Source organism: Bradyrhizobium sp. STM 3843 (assembly GCF_000239815.1).
GTDB lineage: Bacteria > Pseudomonadota > Alphaproteobacteria > Rhizobiales > Xanthobacteraceae > Bradyrhizobium.
Genome location: NZ_CAFK01000038.1, coordinates 1 through 20,301, shown reverse-complemented (window position 1 = coordinate 20,301; position 20,301 = coordinate 1). Strand labels below are relative to the sequence as shown.

16 protein-coding genes are annotated in these 20,301 nt (G+C 63.1%); 6 read left to right on the top strand and 10 right to left on the bottom strand.

From position 1 onward, the window contains the following. Nucleotides 1-148 precede the first annotated feature (148 nt). The gene (locus tag BRAS3843_RS05375) at nucleotides 149-598 is read right to left on the bottom strand and encodes a DsrE family protein (RefSeq protein WP_008967740.1); all 450 of its coding nucleotides are present in this window, start codon (nucleotides 596-598) and stop codon (nucleotides 149-151) included. 56 nt (nucleotides 599-654) lie between these two features. Next, nucleotides 655-1,311 (bottom strand): hypothetical protein, encoded by a 657-nt coding sequence (locus BRAS3843_RS05370; RefSeq protein WP_008967739.1) that lies wholly within the window; start codon nucleotides 1,309-1,311, stop codon nucleotides 655-657. A 473-nt stretch (nucleotides 1,312-1,784) separates the two neighbouring features. On the opposite strand from BRAS3843_RS05370, the gene BRAS3843_RS05365 reads away from it, so the two are divergent. The 3 genes from BRAS3843_RS05365 (at nucleotide 1,785) to BRAS3843_RS05355 (ending at nucleotide 6,753) form a co-directional block, all read left to right on the top strand. Continuing rightward, the gene (locus BRAS3843_RS05365; protein ID WP_008967738.1) at nucleotides 1,785-3,728 is read left to right on the top strand and encodes a PrkA family serine protein kinase; all 1,944 of its coding nucleotides are present in this window, start codon (nucleotides 1,785-1,787) and stop codon (nucleotides 3,726-3,728) included. Nucleotides 3,729-3,943: 215 nt separating this feature from the next. Next, on the top strand, nucleotides 3,944-5,218 hold the full coding sequence (locus BRAS3843_RS05360; RefSeq protein ID WP_008967736.1) for a YeaH/YhbH family protein: 1,275 nt from the start codon (nucleotides 3,944-3,946) through the stop codon (nucleotides 5,216-5,218). After that, a complete protein-coding gene (locus BRAS3843_RS05355; RefSeq protein WP_008967735.1) occupies nucleotides 5,215-6,753 on the top strand; it encodes a SpoVR family protein in 1,539 nt (512 codons plus the stop codon). Before BRAS3843_RS05360 ends, BRAS3843_RS05355 begins: the two co-directional genes overlap by 4 nt. A 176-nt stretch (nucleotides 6,754-6,929) precedes the next feature. Here the strand turns inward: BRAS3843_RS05355 and BRAS3843_RS05350 are convergent, their stop codons facing one another. After that, a complete protein-coding gene (locus BRAS3843_RS05350; protein WP_008967734.1) occupies nucleotides 6,930-7,337 on the bottom strand; it encodes a VOC family protein in 408 nt (135 codons plus the stop codon). A 163-nt stretch (nucleotides 7,338-7,500) separates the two neighbouring features. On the opposite strand from BRAS3843_RS05350, the gene BRAS3843_RS05345 reads away from it, so the two are divergent. From BRAS3843_RS05345 to BRAS3843_RS05335, 3 genes are all read left to right on the top strand, one after another. After that, entirely contained in the window at nucleotides 7,501-8,787 is a 1,287-nt protein-coding gene (locus BRAS3843_RS05345) for a TMEM143 family protein (RefSeq protein ID WP_139024739.1), read from the top strand. 296 nt (nucleotides 8,788-9,083) lie between these two features. Beyond that, nucleotides 9,084-10,037, top strand: a complete 954-nt coding sequence (locus tag BRAS3843_RS05340; protein ID WP_008967732.1) for an alpha/beta hydrolase — start codon at nucleotides 9,084-9,086, stop codon at nucleotides 10,035-10,037. A 368-nt stretch (nucleotides 10,038-10,405) separates the two neighbouring features. Next, nucleotides 10,406-11,731: a nucleotide disphospho-sugar-binding domain-containing protein gene (locus tag BRAS3843_RS05335; RefSeq protein ID WP_008967731.1), complete on the top strand. Its 1,326-nt coding sequence runs from the start codon at nucleotides 10,406-10,408 to the stop codon at nucleotides 11,729-11,731. Nucleotides 11,732-11,886: 155 nt separating this feature from the next. Here BRAS3843_RS05335 and BRAS3843_RS05330 read toward each other — a convergent pair whose 3' ends face one another. From BRAS3843_RS05330 to pqqD, 7 genes are all read right to left on the bottom strand, one after another. Beyond that, nucleotides 11,887-12,942, bottom strand: a complete 1,056-nt coding sequence (locus tag BRAS3843_RS05330) for a 2-oxoacid:ferredoxin oxidoreductase subunit beta (protein ID WP_008967730.1) — start codon at nucleotides 12,940-12,942, stop codon at nucleotides 11,887-11,889. Beyond that, on the bottom strand, nucleotides 12,939-14,789 hold the full coding sequence (locus BRAS3843_RS05325) for a 2-oxoacid:acceptor oxidoreductase subunit alpha (protein ID WP_008967729.1): 1,851 nt from the start codon (nucleotides 14,787-14,789) through the stop codon (nucleotides 12,939-12,941). The genes BRAS3843_RS05330 and BRAS3843_RS05325 overlap by 4 nt, the downstream gene beginning before the upstream one ends. Beyond that, nucleotides 14,759-16,558 carry an FAD-dependent oxidoreductase gene (locus BRAS3843_RS05320; protein WP_008967728.1) on the bottom strand — a complete coding sequence of 600 codons (1,800 nt, stop codon included), beginning with the start codon at nucleotides 16,556-16,558 and terminating at the stop codon, nucleotides 14,759-14,761. Before BRAS3843_RS05320 ends, BRAS3843_RS05325 begins: the two co-directional genes overlap by 31 nt. Before the next feature lie 345 nt (nucleotides 16,559-16,903). Continuing rightward, on the bottom strand, nucleotides 16,904-17,572 hold the full coding sequence (locus tag BRAS3843_RS05315) for a DUF4286 family protein (protein WP_008967727.1): 669 nt from the start codon (nucleotides 17,570-17,572) through the stop codon (nucleotides 16,904-16,906). 149 nt (nucleotides 17,573-17,721) lie between these two features. After that, nucleotides 17,722-18,711 carry a prolyl aminopeptidase gene (pip, locus tag BRAS3843_RS05310; RefSeq protein WP_008967726.1) on the bottom strand — a complete coding sequence of 330 codons (990 nt, stop codon included), beginning with the start codon at nucleotides 18,709-18,711 and terminating at the stop codon, nucleotides 17,722-17,724. Next, nucleotides 18,704-19,930 (bottom strand): pyrroloquinoline quinone biosynthesis protein PqqE, encoded by a 1,227-nt coding sequence (gene pqqE / locus BRAS3843_RS05305; protein WP_008967725.1) that lies wholly within the window; start codon nucleotides 19,928-19,930, stop codon nucleotides 18,704-18,706. The genes pip and pqqE overlap by 8 nt, the downstream gene beginning before the upstream one ends. Beyond that, nucleotides 19,927-20,235, bottom strand: a complete 309-nt coding sequence (pqqD, locus tag BRAS3843_RS05300) for a pyrroloquinoline quinone biosynthesis peptide chaperone PqqD (RefSeq protein ID WP_008967724.1) — start codon at nucleotides 20,233-20,235, stop codon at nucleotides 19,927-19,929. The genes pqqE and pqqD overlap by 4 nt, the downstream gene beginning before the upstream one ends. Between the last annotated feature and the right edge of the window lie 66 nt (nucleotides 20,236-20,301).

Genomic DNA, 20,301 nt, shown 5'->3' with positions numbered 1-20,301 from the left:
TGGGCAGGGTGCCAGACCGGTAAGACCCCAATATGAACGACTATGCGCCACCACCCTGGATAACGCCATTCATATCGGTTTGATCCCTGTGAAAAGCCGGCCGCCACCCATGCACGGTTCGCGGGCCCCGCGCGTCGGCGCTTGCGCCTCACGGTCTGATGTACAGATAGCCTTTCGACTGCAGTTCGGCGATGCGGACCACGCCGCCTTTCTCGGCCTCGACGAAGCCGGGCAGCAGGTCCGACAGACCGATGTTCTGCGCCTTCATCGTGTTGCCGCAGGCGGCGAGGTCGAGTCCCATTTTGGAAAACTGGCCGACGCGGCGGCCGACATCGTGAGCCGCTCCGGACGCCACGAAAGCGCGCAAGGCGGGGCCGTGCACGACGAGCGCAATGGTGACGTGATCGGGGCCACCGACGCCGTCATAATGGTTCTGGATGTTGCCGAGAACGAAGGACACCTTTTCGATCTCGTTCAGGTGATAAACCACCTTCAGCCTGTCGTCAGCAGCCGCGGCGGTTGCTGCCGTCGCACGCGAAGCCACGAAAATGCCGCCAACGGCAGACAGCGCGCCGCGGATTAAATTGCGCCGATGCATGGTCACTCTCCTTGCAATGCCAAAAACAACATCACATCTTTTGTCTTGAGATGATGTTATTTGTGCCTGAGAGCTGCAAGCTCCTTGCGATCGGTGACGAGGCCTGCGCAATCGTTGGGGTCGGTGCGGTCGAGCCGAAAGATCTTGTCGTCGCTGCCGGCGACCAGCGCATCGCTCGCCTCACTATCGGGCTTGGCAATGTCGGGCTTAGCAGTGTCGGGTTTGTTGTCTCGCTGCCACATCGTGATGCGTGCGAGCCGCACGATCGCCGACTTGTCGTCTTTCGACAGCGCGACCTCGATGCCGCCGCCTTCGCAATCGACGGGGCAGCTGTAGCGGATCTCATGGTGCGTCTCCTCGGCGAGCGCATGATCGCACGCGCCGCTGGAATCGAAGTCGCCGGGACGGTCACGATCATTGATGCCAAGGCGGAACGAATAGGTGAGCGCGCTGTCGCGGTCCGCAATCTCGGCTGTCATCAAGAGCTGCATCGCCGCGACCTTCTGCTTCGGATGGCGCGCGAGATGATCGGCATCGTGGTGCCGCGTGAAACAGGCATATGCTTTTCGTCCCGGCGGCTTCGCAAAGACGCGGGCGTCGAAAGCGTCGGCTTGGCTCTTGCTGATCGTCGCGTCGGCGCGAGCCGGGCTTGCAAGATGGGTTTGGCTCACCGCGGCGATAAAGGCGAGCGTGTGCGCGAATTGCAGCTTCATCCTGATCTTCCGGAATCTGATCTTCCGCAACATGCGTCTGCCGCGCGCTGGCAGTCTCACGCCACGCGATGGCAGATTCGTTCCAAATCTTCGTCGCTTCCGGGAAGATCTGCGTTCACCGCCGGTTCACGTCTCGATGGGACACTGATTCGCTCCGCAAAAACGCGGAGTTTGCGTGGCTTCACAATGTCTTGTGCGGCGCAGGAAGAGCCCGGTGCCGGAGTATTGCGGATGTTGCGAAGCAGAGACAATGGTTTACAAATGACGGCTACGGCCCGATTTTGCCGAACTATTGAGCGAACTGCTTGTTGATAGGGCAGGTGCTGCTTGCGCTTTGCGTTGCGGAAGAGGGTCAAGAGGGTGCCCAATAGGGGCTGGCGCGCTTCACACTGAGTCGGTGTCGAGATCAGGAGGAACGTAGTCTGGTCTCGCCTCGTTGCAGCAGTGCAGCGGAACCTACGTGGAGAGGGATCATGTACAACGATTCGTTGTTCAACGCGTTCGCGAGGTCGTTCGAGGCTAGAAGCCAGACCGACATGTCGATGGCGGAATATCTTGAATCGTGTCGCACCGACCCGATGCGATATGCGAATGCCGCTGAACGACTACTAGCTGCGATTGGTGAGCCTCAGATGATCGACACGGCCAAGGACCCACGCCTTGGCCGTATCTTTTTGAACCGGACGATTCGGGCGTATCCGGCGTTCTCCGGCTTCTACGGAATGGAAGATACGATCGAACGTATCGTGGGATTCTTCCGCCACGCCGCGCAGGGCTTGGAAGAGCGCAAGCAGATCCTCTATCTGCTCGGACCGGTCGGTGGCGGCAAGTCGTCGCTCGCCGAGCGGCTGAAGCAGCTGATGGAGGTGCATCCGATCTACGTGCTCAAAGCCGGCGACGAGTTGAGCCCGGTGTTCGAATCGCCGCTCGGGCTGTTCGATCCCGACACGCTCGGGCCGATGCTGGAGGAGAAGTACGGCATTCCGCGGCGCCGGCTCACCGGGCTGATGAGCCCGTGGTGCTACAAGCGGCTGGAAGCGTTCGGTGGCGACATCTCTCAGTTCCGCGTCGCCAAGATCCAACCGTCCCGGCTGCGCCAGATCGGGATCGCCAAGACCGAGCCCGGCGATGAGAACAATCAGGACATCTCTTCGCTGGTCGGCAAGGTCGATATTCGCAAGCTCGAGACTTACGCTCAGAACGATCCGGACGCTTACAGCTATTCCGGCGGACTGAACCGTGCCAACCAGGGCATCCTCGAATTCGTCGAGATGTTCAAGGCGCCCATCAAGATGCTCCACCCGCTGCTGACCGCGACGCAGGAAGGCAACTATATCGGCACCGAGAATATCGGTGCGATCCCGTTCAGCGGTGTCATCCTGGCCCACTCCAATGAGGCGGAGTGGCAGAGCTTCAAGACCAACAAGAACAACGAGGCGTTCATCGACCGCATCTGCGTGATCAAGGTCCCGTACTGCCTGCGCGTCACCGAAGAGCGCAAGATCTACGAGAAGCTGATCTCCGGCTCCGAACTCGCCGCCGCTCCTTGCGCGCCGGCGACGCTGGACACGCTGGCCCGCTTCTCGGTGATGTCGCGCCTGCGCAAGCACGAGAACTCGACGCTCTACGCCAAGATGCGGATCTATGACGGCGAGAGCCTGAAGGAATCGGATCCGAAAGCGCGCAGCGTGCAGGAATATCGTGACGCCGCCGGAGTCGATGAAGGCATGGACGGCGTCTCCACCCGTTTCGCCTTCAAAGTTCTTGCTGCGACCTACAACCACGATACGGCCGAAGTATCGGCCGACGCCGTGCACCTGATGTATGTGCTGGAGCAGTCGATCCGTCGCGAGCAGCTGCCGGAGGAACTCGAGAAGCGCTATCTCGAATTCATCAAGGCCGATCTCGCGCCGCGCTACGCCGAGTTCATCGGCCACGAGATCCAGAAGGCCTATCTGGAATCCTACTCCGATTACGGCCAGAACCTGTTCGACCGCTACGTCGATTATGCAGACGCCTGGATCGAGGATCAGGACTTCAAGGATCCCGATACGGGACAGTTGCTCAATCGCGAGCTGCTGAACCAGGAACTGACCAAGATCGAAAAGCCGGCCGGGATCGCCAACCCGAAGGACTTCCGCAACGAGGTTGTCAAGTTCTCTTTGCGCTCGCGGGCCCAGAACGGCGGCAAAAATCCTGGCTGGACCAGCTACGAAAAGATCCGCGAAGTCATCGAAAAGCGGATATTCTCCCAGGTCGAGGATCTTCTGCCGGTCATCTCCTTCGGGACCAAGAAAGATGGCGAGACCGAGAAGAAGCATGACGACTTCGTCGCGCGCATGGTCGAGCGCGGCTACACCGAGCGGCAGGTGCGCCGCCTGGTCGAATGGTATATGCGCGTGAAGCAGGCCGGCTGAGGAGGGTTCCGGCGCCCAACATTTCGCTTCCCGTCTGGGAGGCATCTGAGCGAATGTTGGCGTCAGGGAATGCTCGTCAAGGGAACGCTCGTGAAGCTAATGTCGCTGGTGCAGCTTTGGATTTGGCGTCTGCACCACGATATCGCGGCAGGAGCGAGTATGAGGGTGAGTAGACGGCAAATCCGCTGCACCAGGAGGTGTATGGAAAGGTGGTCATGCACATCATTGATCGGCGCCTGAATCCCGGCGGCAAAAGTCTGGAGAATCGTCAGCGATTTTTGCGCAGGGCCAAGGCGCTGGTGCAGGGCGCGGTCAAGAAGACGTCGCAGGACCGCGACATCCGGGACGTGCTTGAGGGCGGGGAGGTGAGTATCCCGCTCGACGGCATGGACGAGCCGCGCCTTCGCAAGGAAGGGGGCACCCGTGACATGGTGCTGCCCGGCAACAAGAAGTTCGTCGAGGGCGATATCCTGCCGCGGTCCGGCGAAGGCAGCGGCCGGAAATCGGCCCCCGGACAGGGCGACAGCGAGGACGCCTTCCGCTTCGTGCTGACCAAGGAGGAGTTCGTCAACCTCTTCCTCGACGACCTCGAGCTGCCCGACCTCGCCAAGCGCAAATTTGCCGAGGCCGAGAGCGAGGGGCTGCAGCGCGCCGGCTACGCGACCTCCGGCTCGCCGGCCAATATCTCGATCAGCCGCACGGTGACCCGCGCGCTCGCCCGTCGCGTCGCGCTGCGGCGGCCGCGGCCGCAGGAGATTGCGGAGCTCGAGGCCGAACTCGAGGAGGAGACCGACGAGGGGCGCCGTGCGGAGCTTCTGGCCAAGATCGAGGCTCTGAAAGCCAAAGCCAAGCGCATCCCTTTCATTGATCCGATCGATATCCGCTATCGCCGCTTCGAGACGGTGCCGAAGCCGATCGCGCAAGCCGTGATGTTCTGCCTGATGGACGTCTCGGGCTCGATGTCCGAGCACATGAAGGACCTCGCCAAGCGGTTCTACATGCTGCTCTACGTGTTCCTGACCCGGCGCTATCGGCACGTCGAGATCGTCTTCATCCGCCACACCGATCGCGCCGAGGAGGTCGACGAGCAGACCTTCTTCTACGGCCCGGCCTCCGGCGGCACCCTGGTGTCGAGCGCGCTGCAATGCATGCACGACATCGTCCGGTCGCGTTTCAGCCCGTCCGACTGGAACATCTACGCTGCGCAGGCCTCGGACGGCGACAATGCGACCTCCGACTCCGAAAATGTCGCCCGCATCCTGACCAGCAACATCCTGCCGGTGTCGCAGTTCTTCGCCTATCTCGAGGTCGGCGAGTCCGGCACCTACTCTTTTGAAATGCCGGATTCGGCGCTTTGGTCGCTCTATGAGCGGCTGCGCGCCGGGGGGGCGCCGCTGTCGATGCGCAAGGTGCGCGATCGCAGCGAGATCTTCCCGGTCTTCCATGACCTGTTCCAGCGGCGCAAGACCCAGGAGAGGGCCGCCTCATGAGCGAGCTTCTGTTCGAAGGCGCGGACTGGAATTTCTCGACCCTGCAGCGCATCCACGATACCTGCGAGACTATTGCGCGCGGCGAACTCGGGCTCGACACCTATGCCAACCAGATCGAGGTGATTACCGCCGAGCAGATGCTCGACGCCTATTCCTCGGTCGGCATGCCGCTGTTCTACAAGCATTGGTCGTTCGGCAAGCACTTCGCCTTCCATGAAGCCTCCTATCGCAAGGGGCTCATGGGTCTCGCCTATGAGATCGTGATCAACTCCTCGCCCTGCATCTCCTATCTGATGGAGGAGAACACGGCGACGATGCAGACGCTCGTGATCGCGCATGCGGCATTCGGGCACAACCACTTCTTCAAGAACAACTACCTGTTCAAGCAGTGGACCGATGCCGACGGCATTCTCGACTATCTCGAATTCGCCCGTGGCTATGTCGTGCAATGCGAGGAGCGGCACGGCCGCGTCGCGGTGGAGCATACGCTGGACGCCGCGCATGCGTTGATGTCGCATGGTGTCGACCGCTATCCCGGCAAGAAGAAGCTCGATCTGCGCGAGGAAGAGAAGCGTGCCGGCAAACGCCGGCTTTACGAAGAGGCCGCGTTCAACGATCTCTGGCGCACCGTGCCGAGCGGGCCCACCAAGACCAGGGCTGTGCTCAATGTCGAGCGGCGACGCGTGCTGCTCGGCCTGCCGCAGGAAAACCTGCTCTATTTCCTCGAGAAGACCGCGCCGCGGCTCGCACCATGGCAGCGCGAGCTGATTCGCATCGTGCGCCATATCGCGCAGTACTTCTATCCGCAGGGCCAGACCAAGGTCATGAACGAAGGCACGGCGACCTACGTGCACTATCGGATCATGAACCGGCTGCACCAGGAGGGACGGCTGACGGACGGCAACTTCCTCGAATTCCTGCAGTCGCACACCAACGTGGTGTTCCAGCCGGAGTTCGACGATCCGCGCTTCTCCGGCTTCAACCCTTACGCGCTCGGCTTCGCCATGATGCAGGACATCGAGCGCATCGTGACCGAGCCGACCGCTGAGGACCGCGAGTGGTTCCCGGATATCGCCGGCAGCGGCGATGCGATGGCCGTGCTGCGCGACGTCTGGGCCAACTACCGCGACGAAAGCTTCGTCAGCCAGTTCTTGAGCCCGCATCTGATGCGGCGGCTGCGCCTATTCCATCTGCATGACGACCCGGCCGAGCGCGCCGGCATCCGCGTCGATGCGATCCACGACGAGCGCGGCTACCGCCGCATTCGCCGCGAACTCTCCAGGCAGTACGATGTCGGCTATATCGATCCCAACATCGAGGTGATCGATGTCGACCTCGCCGGCGACCGCCGGCTGATGCTGCGTCATACGGTGGTCAAGGGCGCCCAGCTCAACGAGACCGACGCCAAACGCGTCCTCCAGCATCTCGCTGATCTCTGGACCTACGACGTCTCACTGACCGAAGTCGACGCGGCTACCGACAAGGTGCTCAAGGAGTACGTGCTCAATCCGCGGATACAACCGGCGGCCGCCTGACGCGGCGGCCGCTCTGTGAAGCTGCCAAATAGTAGGTCGGAAATCCGAAAGGTGGGCAAAGCGAAGCGTGCCCACCAAGGTCCGCGCAGGCTTGCAGATGGTGGGCACGGCGCTTCGCGCCTTTGCCCGCCCCACGGACAGTAGCATATGGCCGCCGTCCATCGCGACTGGACGAACTAGATTTCGGCAAACACCTCCAATAAGTTTCCGTCCGGATCGCGGAAGAACTGCGTGCGGTGGCCGAACGGTTGGTCGGTCGGCGGCTCGACGAGCGCGATACCTTTCGCCACGAGCTCCTCTGCGCATTGGTCCACGTCGGCCGGAGATACCTTGAAGGCAAGCTGCAGCGAAGCGCTGCCCTCAGGCGTCGGCCTGTCTCCAGCGACTCGGCTCGGCCGTGCCAGCACCAGCGTGTTTGGCCCGATCCGATATTCGATCCAGTTCGATGACAGTTCTCGCGAGAGTGGGAAGTGAAGGACGTCTTCGTAAAACCTGCGCATGGCCACCATGTCGCGGAGCAGAATGACCGTATAGTCGATCGCGCCAATGGCCCCGAAAGCGGAGAGAAACGGTCTGCCGGGCATGTACTGGTCCTGCCGTTATCTTCAGGTTTCTCAGGCAGCTTTGCAGGTAGAACCCGCCGTCGCAAGTTCGCTATGTTGGCAAGCTAGGAAGGAGCAAGCAGGCTGACGGTCTGACCTCCCCGGCGGACCGTGAAAAGAAGTGCAAACCTTGGGCAGGGACGGTGTGACTGAACCGAATGATGATGCGCCCACCCCTGGGCCGCGGGATCGTTTCATTCCCTTACGGAAGTCGGACATTCTCGACGGGCTGATTACCCATTTCACCCTGGACGATGCCTTGGCGCGCGAGCTTCGGCAATTCGCTCACATCCTGGGTGCGATCCTGCATCAGCAATATTTCGACGAGCTCGACCGGTTGCGCCAGACCTATTTCTATTTCGATCCGGAAATTGGTCGGGCCGCGCATCTGTCGGCCGACGCGCTCGATGCCGCTTACCGCGGTTTGAGCGATGAGTTCGTGCGCGTTCTCACCGAGGCCAATTTCGTCGAGATCAAGCACGAGGAGATCCTGCGCGCCTTCACCGAGCACGCGCTGGTGCGGGTCAAGATCAAGGCGCCGCTGACCGATTATCGGGATGTCCGGATGTTCCGGCGTGGACATCATCGGGAGACCATCTCGATTCCGGCTCTGTTCGGCTTGCGCCGGCGTTCCCTCGAGATCGAGGTCTATGACGACGTCGTGCTGATGGTTGCGACCAGGCCTGATGTCGCCGGTGCGGAGCCGCGCCGGTCATTGTTGAGCGCGCGCGGCAGCGCCAGCAAGGTCCGCGGCGGCGCCGTGCTGTTCAAGTATTTCCGCCACATCCCGCGCTGGGACCTCGAGGCCCTGTTTCCGAACGTCCGCGTGGTGATGGGGATTCGCCAACAGCTGACCCTTGGCGTGCCGGCGCTGGTCGGCGGGGTACCGATCCTGCTCAAGCTGGCCTCGACCCTGACGGTGCTGTTCGTCGTGGCCGGCTTTTATCTCGGGCTGAGCGGCACGCTGCATGACAACGACACCCAGCAGGCGCTCGCCGCGCTCAGCGGCCTGTTCGCGCTGGGTGCCTTCATCCTGAGGCAATGGGGCAATTTCCATCGCCAGTCGCTGATCCACCAGAAGCAGCTCACCGACAACATCTATTACCGCAACGTCAACAACAACTCCGGCATTTTCAACTATCTCATCGGCGAGGCGGAGGAGCAGGACTGGAAGGAGGCGCTGCTCGCCTATTGCGGGCTCGTCTCTGCGCCGGGGGAACTCACGCATGACGCACTCCGCACGCGCATCGAGGACCTGTTGCTGCAGCGGTTCAGCCTCAGCCTGACGTTCAACGTCGATGCCGCGCTGGCGAAGCTGCGAGAGCTGCGGCTCTTGACCGAAACCGCCGACGCGGTTTCCGTGATCGCGCTCCCGGATGCCATCGCGCAGCTCGAGCGCCTCTGGGGTCGACTTCTGCCTTCCTCGTCCTGAGGCTCTTGTGTTTGGCTGTCTGCGCCGGGTCCGTGTCCCCAGCCGCGGATGTCGGACGTTCCAGCCCGTCCGAATCAAATGACGTTTCAGAGGTAACGAATCTCCTTGCATCGTATTGACGCGGTAGCAACGAGACAGCAGGCTCCTGTGCGATCACTGCAGACGTGTGGCGCAAGCGGAGAGTCGCCCCCAAGCTTATGGGAGGAAAGTGAAGGACCGTCGCATCGACGCCCAGCGGGAGCATGACGGGTTCCGGCATCACGAGTGCTCCACGCTTCATGAAGGGAGTAGCGAATATGGATTTCACGACCGTTCACAACGGCGACATCGCACTCAACGTCGCGATCGAGGGCAAAGGGCCGTTGATCCTGTGCGTTCATGGTTGGCCTGAGCTCTGGTATTCCTGGCGGCATCAGATTCGCCACTTCTCCGAACGTGGCTATATGGTCGCCGCGATGGACGTGCGGGGCTATGGCAACAGCTCGCGGCCGGAGCCCGTCGAAGCCTACACCATGCGCAATCTCGCGAGCGACGTGGCGGCGGTGGCCAATCACTTCGGTGGCGGCAAAGCGATTCTATTGGGCCATGACTGGGGAGCGCCGATCGTCTGGACCTCGGCGCTACTCCATCCCGGCATCGTCACGGCCGTCATCGGGTTGAGTGTGCCCTTTACGCCGATTGGCGACCTGTCGTTTGTCGACATAGCGACGAAAATCTACGCCGGCCGCTTCTTCTACCAGAGCTATTTTCAAGCCGAGGGCGTGGCAGAGGCTGAGTTGGAGGCTGACATTCCAGCGTCGCTGCGGAAGATCTATTTCGCCGCCTCCGGCGATGCGCGCCCCGAGATCTGGTTCGCAGACAAGCCGGCCGATGCCAAATTTTTCGATGGCATGATCGACCCTCAACCCTTTCCGGCCTGGATGAGCACCGCCGATCTCGATGTCTATGTCAGTGCGTTCCGCAAGACCGGCTTTCGAGGGCCTTTGAACCGCTATCGCGCCCAGCGCTTGGATCCCGGCCAGCTCACTGCCATCAAGGGAAAGCCGGTCACGCAGCCGTCGTACTTCATTGCAGGCGAGCGCGACATTGTCCGGCGTATCATCCCCGGTTCGGACCGCTATGCGGACCCCGGCGCTGCCTGCACCGATTTCCGCGGATCGGTGATCATCCCGAAGGTCGGTCACTGGGTCCAGCAGGAAGCGCCCGCGGAGACGAATGCCGCCATCGAGGAATTCCTCAGCGGGCTTTGACCTCCGGCAGCGTAAGCTGATCAAGCGGACCTGGCGCACCCGTCCTGCGCGAGCTTGCCTCGACGCTCATGGTGCTGGGCGTCGTCGCGGGCTTCTATCTCAGCCCCGCCGACATGATGTCCGCGCCTATCATCTGGCGGTCGCGCTCCGCGTCGTCAGCGCTGTCGCCGCTTCCCGGATGTTGGCGAGAACGCATTCGCGTATGCCGGCGACTATGTCCGTGGTCGCAATTCGATGTCACGCGTAACGCATTTCCCGCGGTTGGCAGTCCAATTGTAGCGATGCGGCGACAATCTCCTCCGTCAGATCGATACGGAAGCTCGGCGTGAGCCGATCTTGCGTGCCGACGTTCACGGTAGGAGAATCTGATGAAAGTTCTCATTGCTTCGACGCCTGCGACGGGCCATCTCAATCCGCTGCTTGCAATCACGCATGGCCTTATCGAGGACGGGCATGACGTGTCGATTCTGACCGCAAGCAAGCTTCGCGAGCGAGTCGAGGCGGGCGGCGCGACGTTCAGGGCTTTGCCCGGCAACGCCGACATCGATCCGAATGACCTTCACGCCATCGCGCCGGAGCTCAAGGAGATGGAGCCCGGTCCGGAGTGGCTGAGCGTGGCCGTGCAGCGGCTATTCGTCGATCGCATTCCGGCGCAGCACGAGGGATTGCAGCGGGCGCTGCGCGAGTATCGGCCTGACGTGATCGTCGGCGACGACATGATCTTCGGCGTGTTGCCGATGCTGCTCGGTCCGCGCGCAAATCGCCCGCCCGTGGTGCTCTGTGGAACGTCGATCCTGCATTCGCCCCGTGATGATGGCGCGCCGCATTTTCTCGGGCTGCCGCATGCCACGACGCAGGCCGAGCGCGATCGCTATGCGCTCATTGCCAGGGATTACGATCGGATCGTCAACGAGCCGTGCGGCCGTCGGCTGAACGAGATCCTGGCGAAACTGGGCGTCGGCCCACTCGAGATGGTGATGTTCGATTCGGTCTCGGTGCTCGCCGACGCCTACCTGCAATTGACGGTGCCGAGCTTCGAGTTTCCACGCAAGCTGCCGCCGACCGTTCATTTCGTCGGCCGGCCGCCGATCGTCCCCAACCAGGCGCCGCTCCCGCCCTGGGCAGACGACCTCGACGGCTCGCGCAAGGTCGTCCTGGTGACGCAGGGGACGGTGGCCAATCACGATTTCGGACTTCTGGTCGCGCCGACGCTCGCGGCGCTTGCGGATGAAAAGGATCTGCTGGTGATGGTGACCACCGGCGGCCGGCCGATCGACACGATTCCGGGCGTGATCCCGTCCAACGCGCGTGTCTCCCGCTATCTGCCATTCGAGTGGGCGCTCGCGAAAGCAGACGTGTTCGTCACCAATGGCGGCTATGGCAGCGTCAACCAGGCGATGAGCTACGGGCTTCCGATCGTCAGTGCAGGTCTGACCGAAGACAAGGCGGACGTGAACATGCGGATCGGCTGGTCCGGCGTCGGCATCAATCTCGCGACCAACCAGCCTACCCAGCAGGCCGTGCGCGAGGCGGTTCGGGCCGTGCTGGATCAGCCGAACCATCGCGCCCGCGCCAAGAAGATGGCCCGCGAGTTCGCGAAGTACGATACGCGCTCCGAAATCCTGCGCATCATCAATCAGGTCGTCGACGAGCAGACGACGCCTGAGATCCCGGCAAGGCGGTCGGCTGGTTAGTCTTGCTGCGTCACAACCGCCGTCATTCCGGGGCAGCCCGTCAGGGCTGAGCCCGGAATCTCGAGATTCCGGGTTCGATGCTGTCGCATCGCCCCGGAATGACGGTCAAGCAGGCCATGTCTCGCGCTTGTGACGCAATAGGAGTAGCCGGCCGATCAGCGCAGGCTGGCGTTGATCTTGTCGAGCGCAGTGGAGCCGGGACACAGGTCCGCGGCTTCGAGCCGGTTCAGCGGCTGCTCCACCGTATTGAGGTGGCTGTGCAGGTCCTCTGAGTCCGGATCGACATAGAGCAGGCCGGTGACGATCTGCCCCTGGGCGGCGTGCTTCTGTAGGAAGGTCATGGCGCCGAGCCGGTCATGCGGATCGTAATCGGCGTCGATCTTGCGCAGCGCGAGGCGGGAGCCGTCGTGCTGCTCGACGATCTGCACCGTGCCGGGTGCGTAGTCGACCGTGATCGGATCGCGCCCGGTGAATACGTCCAGCCGGTTCACGGCATCATTGTGCTCGCGCACATAGTCGTAGCTCTTGGTCGAACCGGCGTGATTGTTGAAGGCGATGCAGGGGCTGACGACATCGATGAACGCCGCGCCCTTGTGCTGGATCGCGCCGGCAATGATCGGCACCAGCTGCTTCTTGTCGCCGGAGAAGGAGCGGGCGACATAGGTCGCCCCCAACTGCAGCGCGATGCCGACCAGGTCGATGGCGTTGTCGGTGTTGGTGATGCCCTTCTTCGACTTCGAGCCGCGATCCGCGGTCGCCGAGAACTGGCCCTTGGTCAGGCCGTAGACGCCGTTATTCTCGACGACGTAGGTCATGTTGACGCCGCGCCGGATCGCGTGCGCGAACTGGCCGAAGCCGATCGAGGCGGAGTCGCCGTCGCCGGAAACGCCGAGGTAGATCAGCTCGCGATTGGCCAGATTGGCGCCGGTCAGCACCGACGGCATGCGGCCATGCACCGAGTTGAAGCCGTGCGAATTGCCGAGGAAGTAGTCCGGGGTCTTCGACGAGCAGCCGATGCCGGAGATCTTGGCCACCCGATGCGGCTCGATCGACAGCTCGAAGCAGGCCTCGATGATCGAGGCGGTGATCGAGTCGTGGCCGCAACCGGCGCACAGCGTCGAGATCTTGCCCTCGTAGTCGCGATGCGTGAAGCCAAGCGCGTTGGTCTTGATGCCGGGATGATGGAATTTCGGTTTAGCGATGTAGGTCATGACACGGCCTTGCGCAGCGGTGTGACTTTGAGGTGATCCTGGTGATCGCCGATCGCGTCCGCAATGAAGCGCGCGGTGATCGGCGTGCCGTCGTAATGCAGGATCGGGACCAGCCGGACCGGATCGATGCCGTTCTCGTTGACGATCAGCTGGCGTAGCTGCGCGTCGCGGTTCTGCTCGACCACATAGACGAAGTCGTGCTCGGCGAGGAAGCTCGCCACGCTCGAATGGAACGGGAAGGCGCGAATGCGCAGCCGATCGAGCAGGTGGCCGCGGGCTTCGAGAAGCTCGATCGCCTCGTCCATCGCCGGCGCCGTCGAACCGAAATAGATCACGCCATAGCGGGTCGGCTTGGCGGCGTTGGCCTGCAGCGGCCGCGGCACCAGATCCTGGGCGGTTTCGAATTTGCGGATCAGCCGTTGCATGTTGTCGGCGTAGACGGCGCCTTCCTCGGAATATCTGGCGTAGCGGTCGCGCGAGGTGCCGCGGGTGAAGTAGGAGCCCTTGGTCGGGTGCGTGCCGGGATAGGTCCGATACGGGATGCCGTCGCCGTCGACGTCGAGATAACGGCCGAAATCGCGGCCCTCGTCCAGCATCTCGGCGGTCATGATCTTGCCGCGGTCATACTGCCGCGCATCGTCCCATTTCAGCGGCCGGCACAGCCGCTGGTTCATGCCGATGTCGAGATCGAGCATGAGGAAGATCACGGTCTGCAGCCGCTCGGCGAGATCGAAGGCGGTTGCCGCGAACTCGAAGGCTTCGGCCGGATCTTCCGGGAATAGCAGGACATGCTTGGTGTCGCCATGCGAGGCATAGGCGCAGGCGATGACGTCGCATTGCTGGGTGCGGGTCGGCATGCCCGTCGACGGGCCGGCACGCTGCACATTCATGATCACGGCCGGGATCTCGGCGAAATAAGACAGTCCGATGAACTCGGTCATCAGGGAAATGCCCGGGCCGGAGGTCGTGGTGAAGGCGCGCGCGCCGTTCCAGGAGGCGCCGATCACGACGCCGATCGACGCCAATTCGTCTTCGGTCTGCACGATGGCATATCTGGCCTTGCCCGTTTTGGGATCGTGCCGCAGCTTCTTGCAGTGATTGCCGAAGGCCTCCGCCAGCGAGGAGGACGGTGTGATCGGGTACCACGCGCAGACGGTGGCCCCGCCATAGACCGCGCCGAGCGCGGCTGCGTTGTTGCCTTCGATGAAGATGCGGTCGCCGACCTTGTCGGCTTTCCTGATGCGCAGGCCGATCGGGCATTTCAGGTTCTGCAGCGCCCAGTCGCGTCCGAGATGCAGCGCATGCACGTTCGAGGACAGGAGCTTCTCCTTGCCCTTGTATTGCTCGCCGATCAGCTGCTCGATCAGCTTGGGGTCCATGTCGAGCAGCGCGCAGAGCGCGCCGAGATAGATGATGTTCTTGAACAACTGCCGCTGGCGCGGATCGGTGTAGGTCGAGTTGGTGATCGCGGTCAGCGGCACGCCGATGACGGTGATGTCGCCGCGGAATTTCGTCGACGGCATCGGCTTGGTGGAATCGTAGAACAGATAGCCGCCCGGCACGATGCCGGCGACGTCCTTGTCCCAGGTCTGCGGATTCATCGCGACCATCAGGTCGGTGCCGCCACCACGGGCGCCGAGATGGCCGGCCTCGGTGACCCGGACCTCGTACCAGGTCGGCAGCCCCTGGATGTTGGACGGGAAGATGTTGCGCGGGCTGACCGGCACGCCATGGCGCAGCACGGCGCGGGCGAACAGCTCGTTGGCGCTTGCCGACCCCGAGCCGTTGACGTTGGCGAAGCGAACGACGAAGTCGTTTACGCTGCTGAGCGGCGCTTGCTGGGGCATGCGTTACCTGCGTGAGTCATCTCGATGAAATATTTCTGCATGTCCCACGCACCGGTGGGGCAGCGTTCGGCGCACAGGCCGCAATGGAGACAGACGTCCTCGTCCTTCACCATCACGCGGCCGGTCTTCAGATCGCTCGACACGTAGAGGCTCTGGTCCGGATGTGGTGACGGCGCCTTCAGCCGCTGCCGGATATCGGCCTCCTCGCCGTTCTGCGTGAAGGTGATGCAGTCCATCGGACAGATGTCGACGCAGGCATCACACTCGATGCAGAGCGTGTTCGAGAACACCGTCTGCACGTCGCAGTTCAGGCAGCGATGCGCCTCGCCGAGCGCAAGCTTGACGTCGTAGCCCAGCTCGACCTCGGCGCGGATATCCTTGAGCGCCACCACCTTGTCGCGATGCGGGACCTTGTAGCGCTGGTCGGGCGAGATGTCGTTGTCATAGCTCCATTCGTGGATGCCCATCTTCTGCGAGGTGACGTGCACCTCGGGCAATGGCCGCTCGGCGATGTCCTCGCCGGAGAGCATGCGATGGATGGACAGCGCAGCGTCATGTCCATGCGCGACCGCCCAGATGATGTTCTTCGGGCCGAATGCAGCGTCTCCGCCGAAGAACACCTTCGGGTTGGTCGAGGCGAACGTCTTGGGATCGACCACCGGCATGTGCCATTTGTCGAATTCGATGCCGCAATCCGGCTCGATCCACGGGAATGCGTTCTCCTGGCCGACCGCGACCAGCACGTCGTCGCATGCAAACGTCTGGTCCGGCTCGCCTGAAGGCACCAGGTTGCGGCGACCCTTGGCGTCATATTCGGCGCGGACCTTCTGGAAGGTCACGCCGGTGAGCTTGCCATTGTCATGATTGAACGCGACAGGCACCAGATAATTGAGGATCGGGATATCCTCATGCATGGCGTCGTCCTTCTCCCAGGGAGACGCCTTCATCTCCTCGAAGCCGGAGCGCACGATCACTTTGACGTCGGTGCCGCCGAGCCGGCGCGCGGTGCGGCAGCAATCCATCGCGGTGTTGCCGCCGCCGAGCACGATCACGCGTTTGCCGATCTTGTCGGTATGGCCGAACGAGACGCTGGCGAGCCATTCGATGCCAATATGAACGTTGGCGGCGGCTTCCTTCCGCCCGGGAACATCGAGCTCGCGGCCGCGCGGCGCACCGGAGCCGATGAAAACAGCGTCATACTTGTCCGCAAGCAGTTCCTTCAGGCTGTCGATGCGGTGGCCGCCTTTGAACTCGACGCCGAGCTTCAGGATGTAGTCCGTCTCTTCGTCGACAACGCTGTCGGGCAGACGGAATTTCGGGATCTGCGAGCGCATCATGCCGCCGGGCTGGGGGTCGGCATCGAACACCGTGCACTGATAGCCGAGCGGGGCGAGATCGCGCGCCACCGTCAGCGAGGCGGGCCCGCCACCGACCAGCGCGATGCGCTTGCCGTTTTTCGGCACGGGTCGCGGCATGCGCTGCTTCACGTCGTCCTTGAAGTCGGCGGCGACGCGCTTCAAGCGGCAGATCGCCACCGGACTGTCCTCGACGCGGCCGCGCCGGCACGCCGGCTCGCATGGACGGTCGCAGGTGCGCCCGAGAATGCCCGGAAACACATTCGATTTCCAATTGATCATGTAGGCATCGCTGTAGCGACCCTCGGCGATCAGTCGGATATATTCCGGGACGGGGGTGTGTGCGGGACAGGCCCATTGGCAATCGACCACTTTGTGAAAGTAGTCGGGGGCCGAAATATCAGTCGGTTTCATTCCTACCCTGTCCGCGCGATGAACCACGAGCGCGCGGCCTTCCTGACCTGAGGGTGACTAGCTGTTGAGCTCAGACGGATCGCAGGCCGTGACCTGCTTTTCCGGTCGTCATGCTCTCGCTGCCGCCCTTCTGTTTTTGAAATGGCTCAATATGATTGTCCTATTAGACTAGAGCCATTCCAAGGCGGGCACAAAGGCAAATTTGCGCAAACAGGCATGCTGCGGCGCTCGTGCTGCGCCGCACTTGTGCCGCTCTGCCGCCACGTCTCTCTGCACGATATGCCGCACCGCAGCGAACACTGCGCTGCTATCGGCTTGACGTCATTGATCCATCACAACGCGAAATCAGCTTTGCGTGATGTCGGCGCGGCTCAAGTCCCACATCAGGCGGTAAATCCCGACCGAAATCTGGGTCGCCAATGGTCCGTCGATGGCGGCAAAGCGCGTCGTCATCAGCGTGGCGATGGCATGGCTCTCGGTGCCGTCGATCAGGACGAACCAGTCGACGCCGCGTGCGGTGATGGGCAGTTCGGCTGTCGGTCCGGAAAGCGCAGCGTCGCCTTCCAAGAGGTGCATCGAGATGATGCCGTCGAGATCGGCCGGATCGAGCTCGACCTGCAAGGCGCGTCGCAAAGCCTCGTCCTGTCCTGCCTTCGGGCGCAGCCGGATCACGCCGAGCACAGCGCCGCGGCCGGTGCCTTTGGAGATCGTGATCCGCGCCACGGATCGGATCATGTTCTTGAATTGCGCCATCGTCGCCTTCGACCATTCGGTCGGGGCGCCGAGCCGTGCGCGATAGGCTGCGCTGTCGAGAACCTCGATCGTCTCCGTCGAATAGAGGCAGAGATATTTCGGGCTGGCCTGCTCGGCGACATAGCGGCGCGCCTCGATGAAGCCGTCGATCGCGACCCGCTCTTCCAGATGCTCGCGGTCGTACCAGCGGTTGAAATCGGCTTCGTCCGACGCGTTGATGTCCATCGACGTCAGCAGCATGCCTTTTCCGGCGATGGGCATTTGGAGGTTTCCTTTGGCGGTTCGCTCCTCATGGTGAGGAGCGCCTTCAGGCGCGTCTCGAACCATGAGGCCCGGCTATATCGGGGCCTCATCCTTCGAGACGCCATGCTGCGCATGGCTCCTCAGGATGAGGAGATGAAGGCAGGTGTTTAAGGCGCCGTCGCGCGCGACGCCATATCCGCGATCGCTTTCATCACGGCATCGCGGATGCCGGGATCATAAAGATTGTGACCTGCGGCTTCGACGACACGGATTTCGGCCTCGCGCCAGGTTTGCGCGAGCGCGGCCGAGGTGGCGGGCGGGCAGAGCAGGTCGAAGCGCCCCTGCACGATGATGCCGGGGATGCCGGCGAGCCGGCCGGCCTCGCGCAGCAATTGCTCCGGCGCCATGAAGCAATCGTTGTGGAAGTAATGCGCCTCCATGAACGGGGTCGCCGGAAGCGGCCCGCCGGCTTGCAGCGCGGCCTTGTCCAGCCCGACGCGGGACGGCCTCACTTCCGAGAGCGCGCGCTCGGTGTCGTGCCAGGCGCGCGCGGCCGGCCCGTGGATCGCAGGATCCGGATCGAGGATACGCCGCCAATAGGCAGCACAGGGCGAACCGCGCTCGGCCTCGGGAAGCACGTCGAGGAAGTCGCGATGGAGCGCGGGATGGAACCGCGCCAGCGTGTCGTCGAATGCAGTCTCGACCTCGGCGCGGGTGCCGAGAAAGGTTGCGCGCAGCACTAGGCCGGCAACGTGGGTCGGATGCGCCTGCGCATAGGCCAGCGCCAGGGTCGCGCCCCAGGAGCCGCCGACCACGATCCAGCGCGCAAAACCGAACTTTTCCCGGATCAGCTCCATGTCGGCGATCAGGTCGGGCAGGGTGTTGCTCTCACGGCTGCGCGCCGGCCGGCTGCGCCCGGCGCCACGCTGATCGAACAGCACGGCATGGAAGCGCTCGGGATCGAACAGCCGCCGATGATCCGGCTGGCAGCCGGAGCCGGGGCCGCCGTGCAGATAGACCGCGGGAATGCCGCCGTCGCGGCCGATGCTCTCGACATAGATTTCGTGGCCGCCGGAGACGCCGAGCCATTCCGAAGTCAGTGGAGCGAATGGATCGGCGCGCCGCGCCGAAGGCTTGCCTGCTTCGGCGTCAGGCATTGTGGTCGCGCTCGGCCGCCTCGCCGTCCTGAGCACCGCCTTCCCAGCTGCCGCCGGCGAAGTTGCGATACAGGAAGCGGTCCTGGCCGGACGCCGCGTCGGCCTCCGCCTGCTTGAAGATGCGCTCATGCAGCGGCGAAAGAGTGCAGGCCGGGTCGGTGTTGCCGGCGTCCCCGGTCAGCGCAAAGGCCTGGCAGCGGCAGCCGCCGAAATCGACCTCGCGGAATTCGCAGGATTTGCACGGCTCCTTCATCCAGCCGGTGCCGCGATAGCGGTTGAAGGCTTCCGAGTTCTGCCAGATCCAGGCGATCGAATGATTCGAGCGCACCGACTCGAATTCGAGGCCCGTGATGCTCTCGGCGGCATGGCAGGGCAGGATCTTGCCGGATGGCGAGATGTTGAAGAATTGCCGGCCCCAGCCGCCCATGCACTTCTTCGGCCGCAGCGCGTAGTAGTCCGGCACCACATAGTCGATGGTGAGGGTGCCCTTGAGCCGTTCGCGGGCCTCGGCGACCAGGCGATCGGTCTCCTCGAGCTGAGCGTAGGTCGGCATCAGGCTGGCGCGGTTCTTCAAGGCCCAGCCGTAATATTGCACGTTCGCAACCTCGAGCCTGTCGGCGTCGAGATCGACCGCCATCTGGATCATCTCCGGGAGCTGATGCAGGTTCTGCCGGTGCATCACCGCATTCACGGTGAGCGGCAGATCGAGCTCACGCGTCCAGCGGGCCACTTCGAGCTTCTTGGCGTGACCGCCGCGATGGCCGCCGACGCGGTCGGCAAGCTCGGCCTCGGTGGCCTGGAAACTGATCTGGACGTGGCAGAGCCCGGCATCCGCCAAGGCTTGGAGACGCTCGCGCGTCAACAGCACGGCCGATGTGATCAGGTTGGTGTAGAGCCCGACATCATTGGCATGCTGTACCAGCTCGACCAGGTCCTTGCGTGCGGTGGGCTCGCCGCCGGAAAAATGCACCTGCAGCACGCCGATCTCGGCGAGCTCGGACAGCACCTTCTTCCATTCCGCGGTGGTGAGCTCCTGGCCGGCGCGGTCGAGCTCCAGCGGATTGGAGCAATAGGGGCATTGCAGCGGGCAGCGATGGGTCAGCTCGGCCAGCACGGCAAGCGGAATGCCATAGGTCTCGGCGACCGAGCCACGGCGCTCGAGGACGGCCAACCCGTCATTGCCGTCGGCCTGCGGCTTTGTGTCGGTGAGTTCGGTCATGAGGTCTTCTCCCGAACCTCGGTCAGAAATCCCTTGTCGGCGAGGTCCTGCAACATGGCGACCACATCGGTCGCGATGGTGTCGCGCGGGGCGGCATATTTGGCGGCGAGTTCGTCCACGATTCCGGCGACGTCGCGCACGCCGTCGCAAAGCTGGAGCACCTCGACTGCGATCTCGTCCGGTGCGAGCACGCGTTCGGGCGCGAGGATCACCCACACCTGCCGCGTCTCGTCATACCTCAGCTTGGTATGCCGCGGCAGCGCCACGCGGCTGGTTTCGGCGACTTGGATGTGACGCTGGGCCATGGTGGTGTCCTAACGACGGCTCTGATCGGGCGACGCAGTCGCCGCGTACTCAGTGAGCTCCCCTCC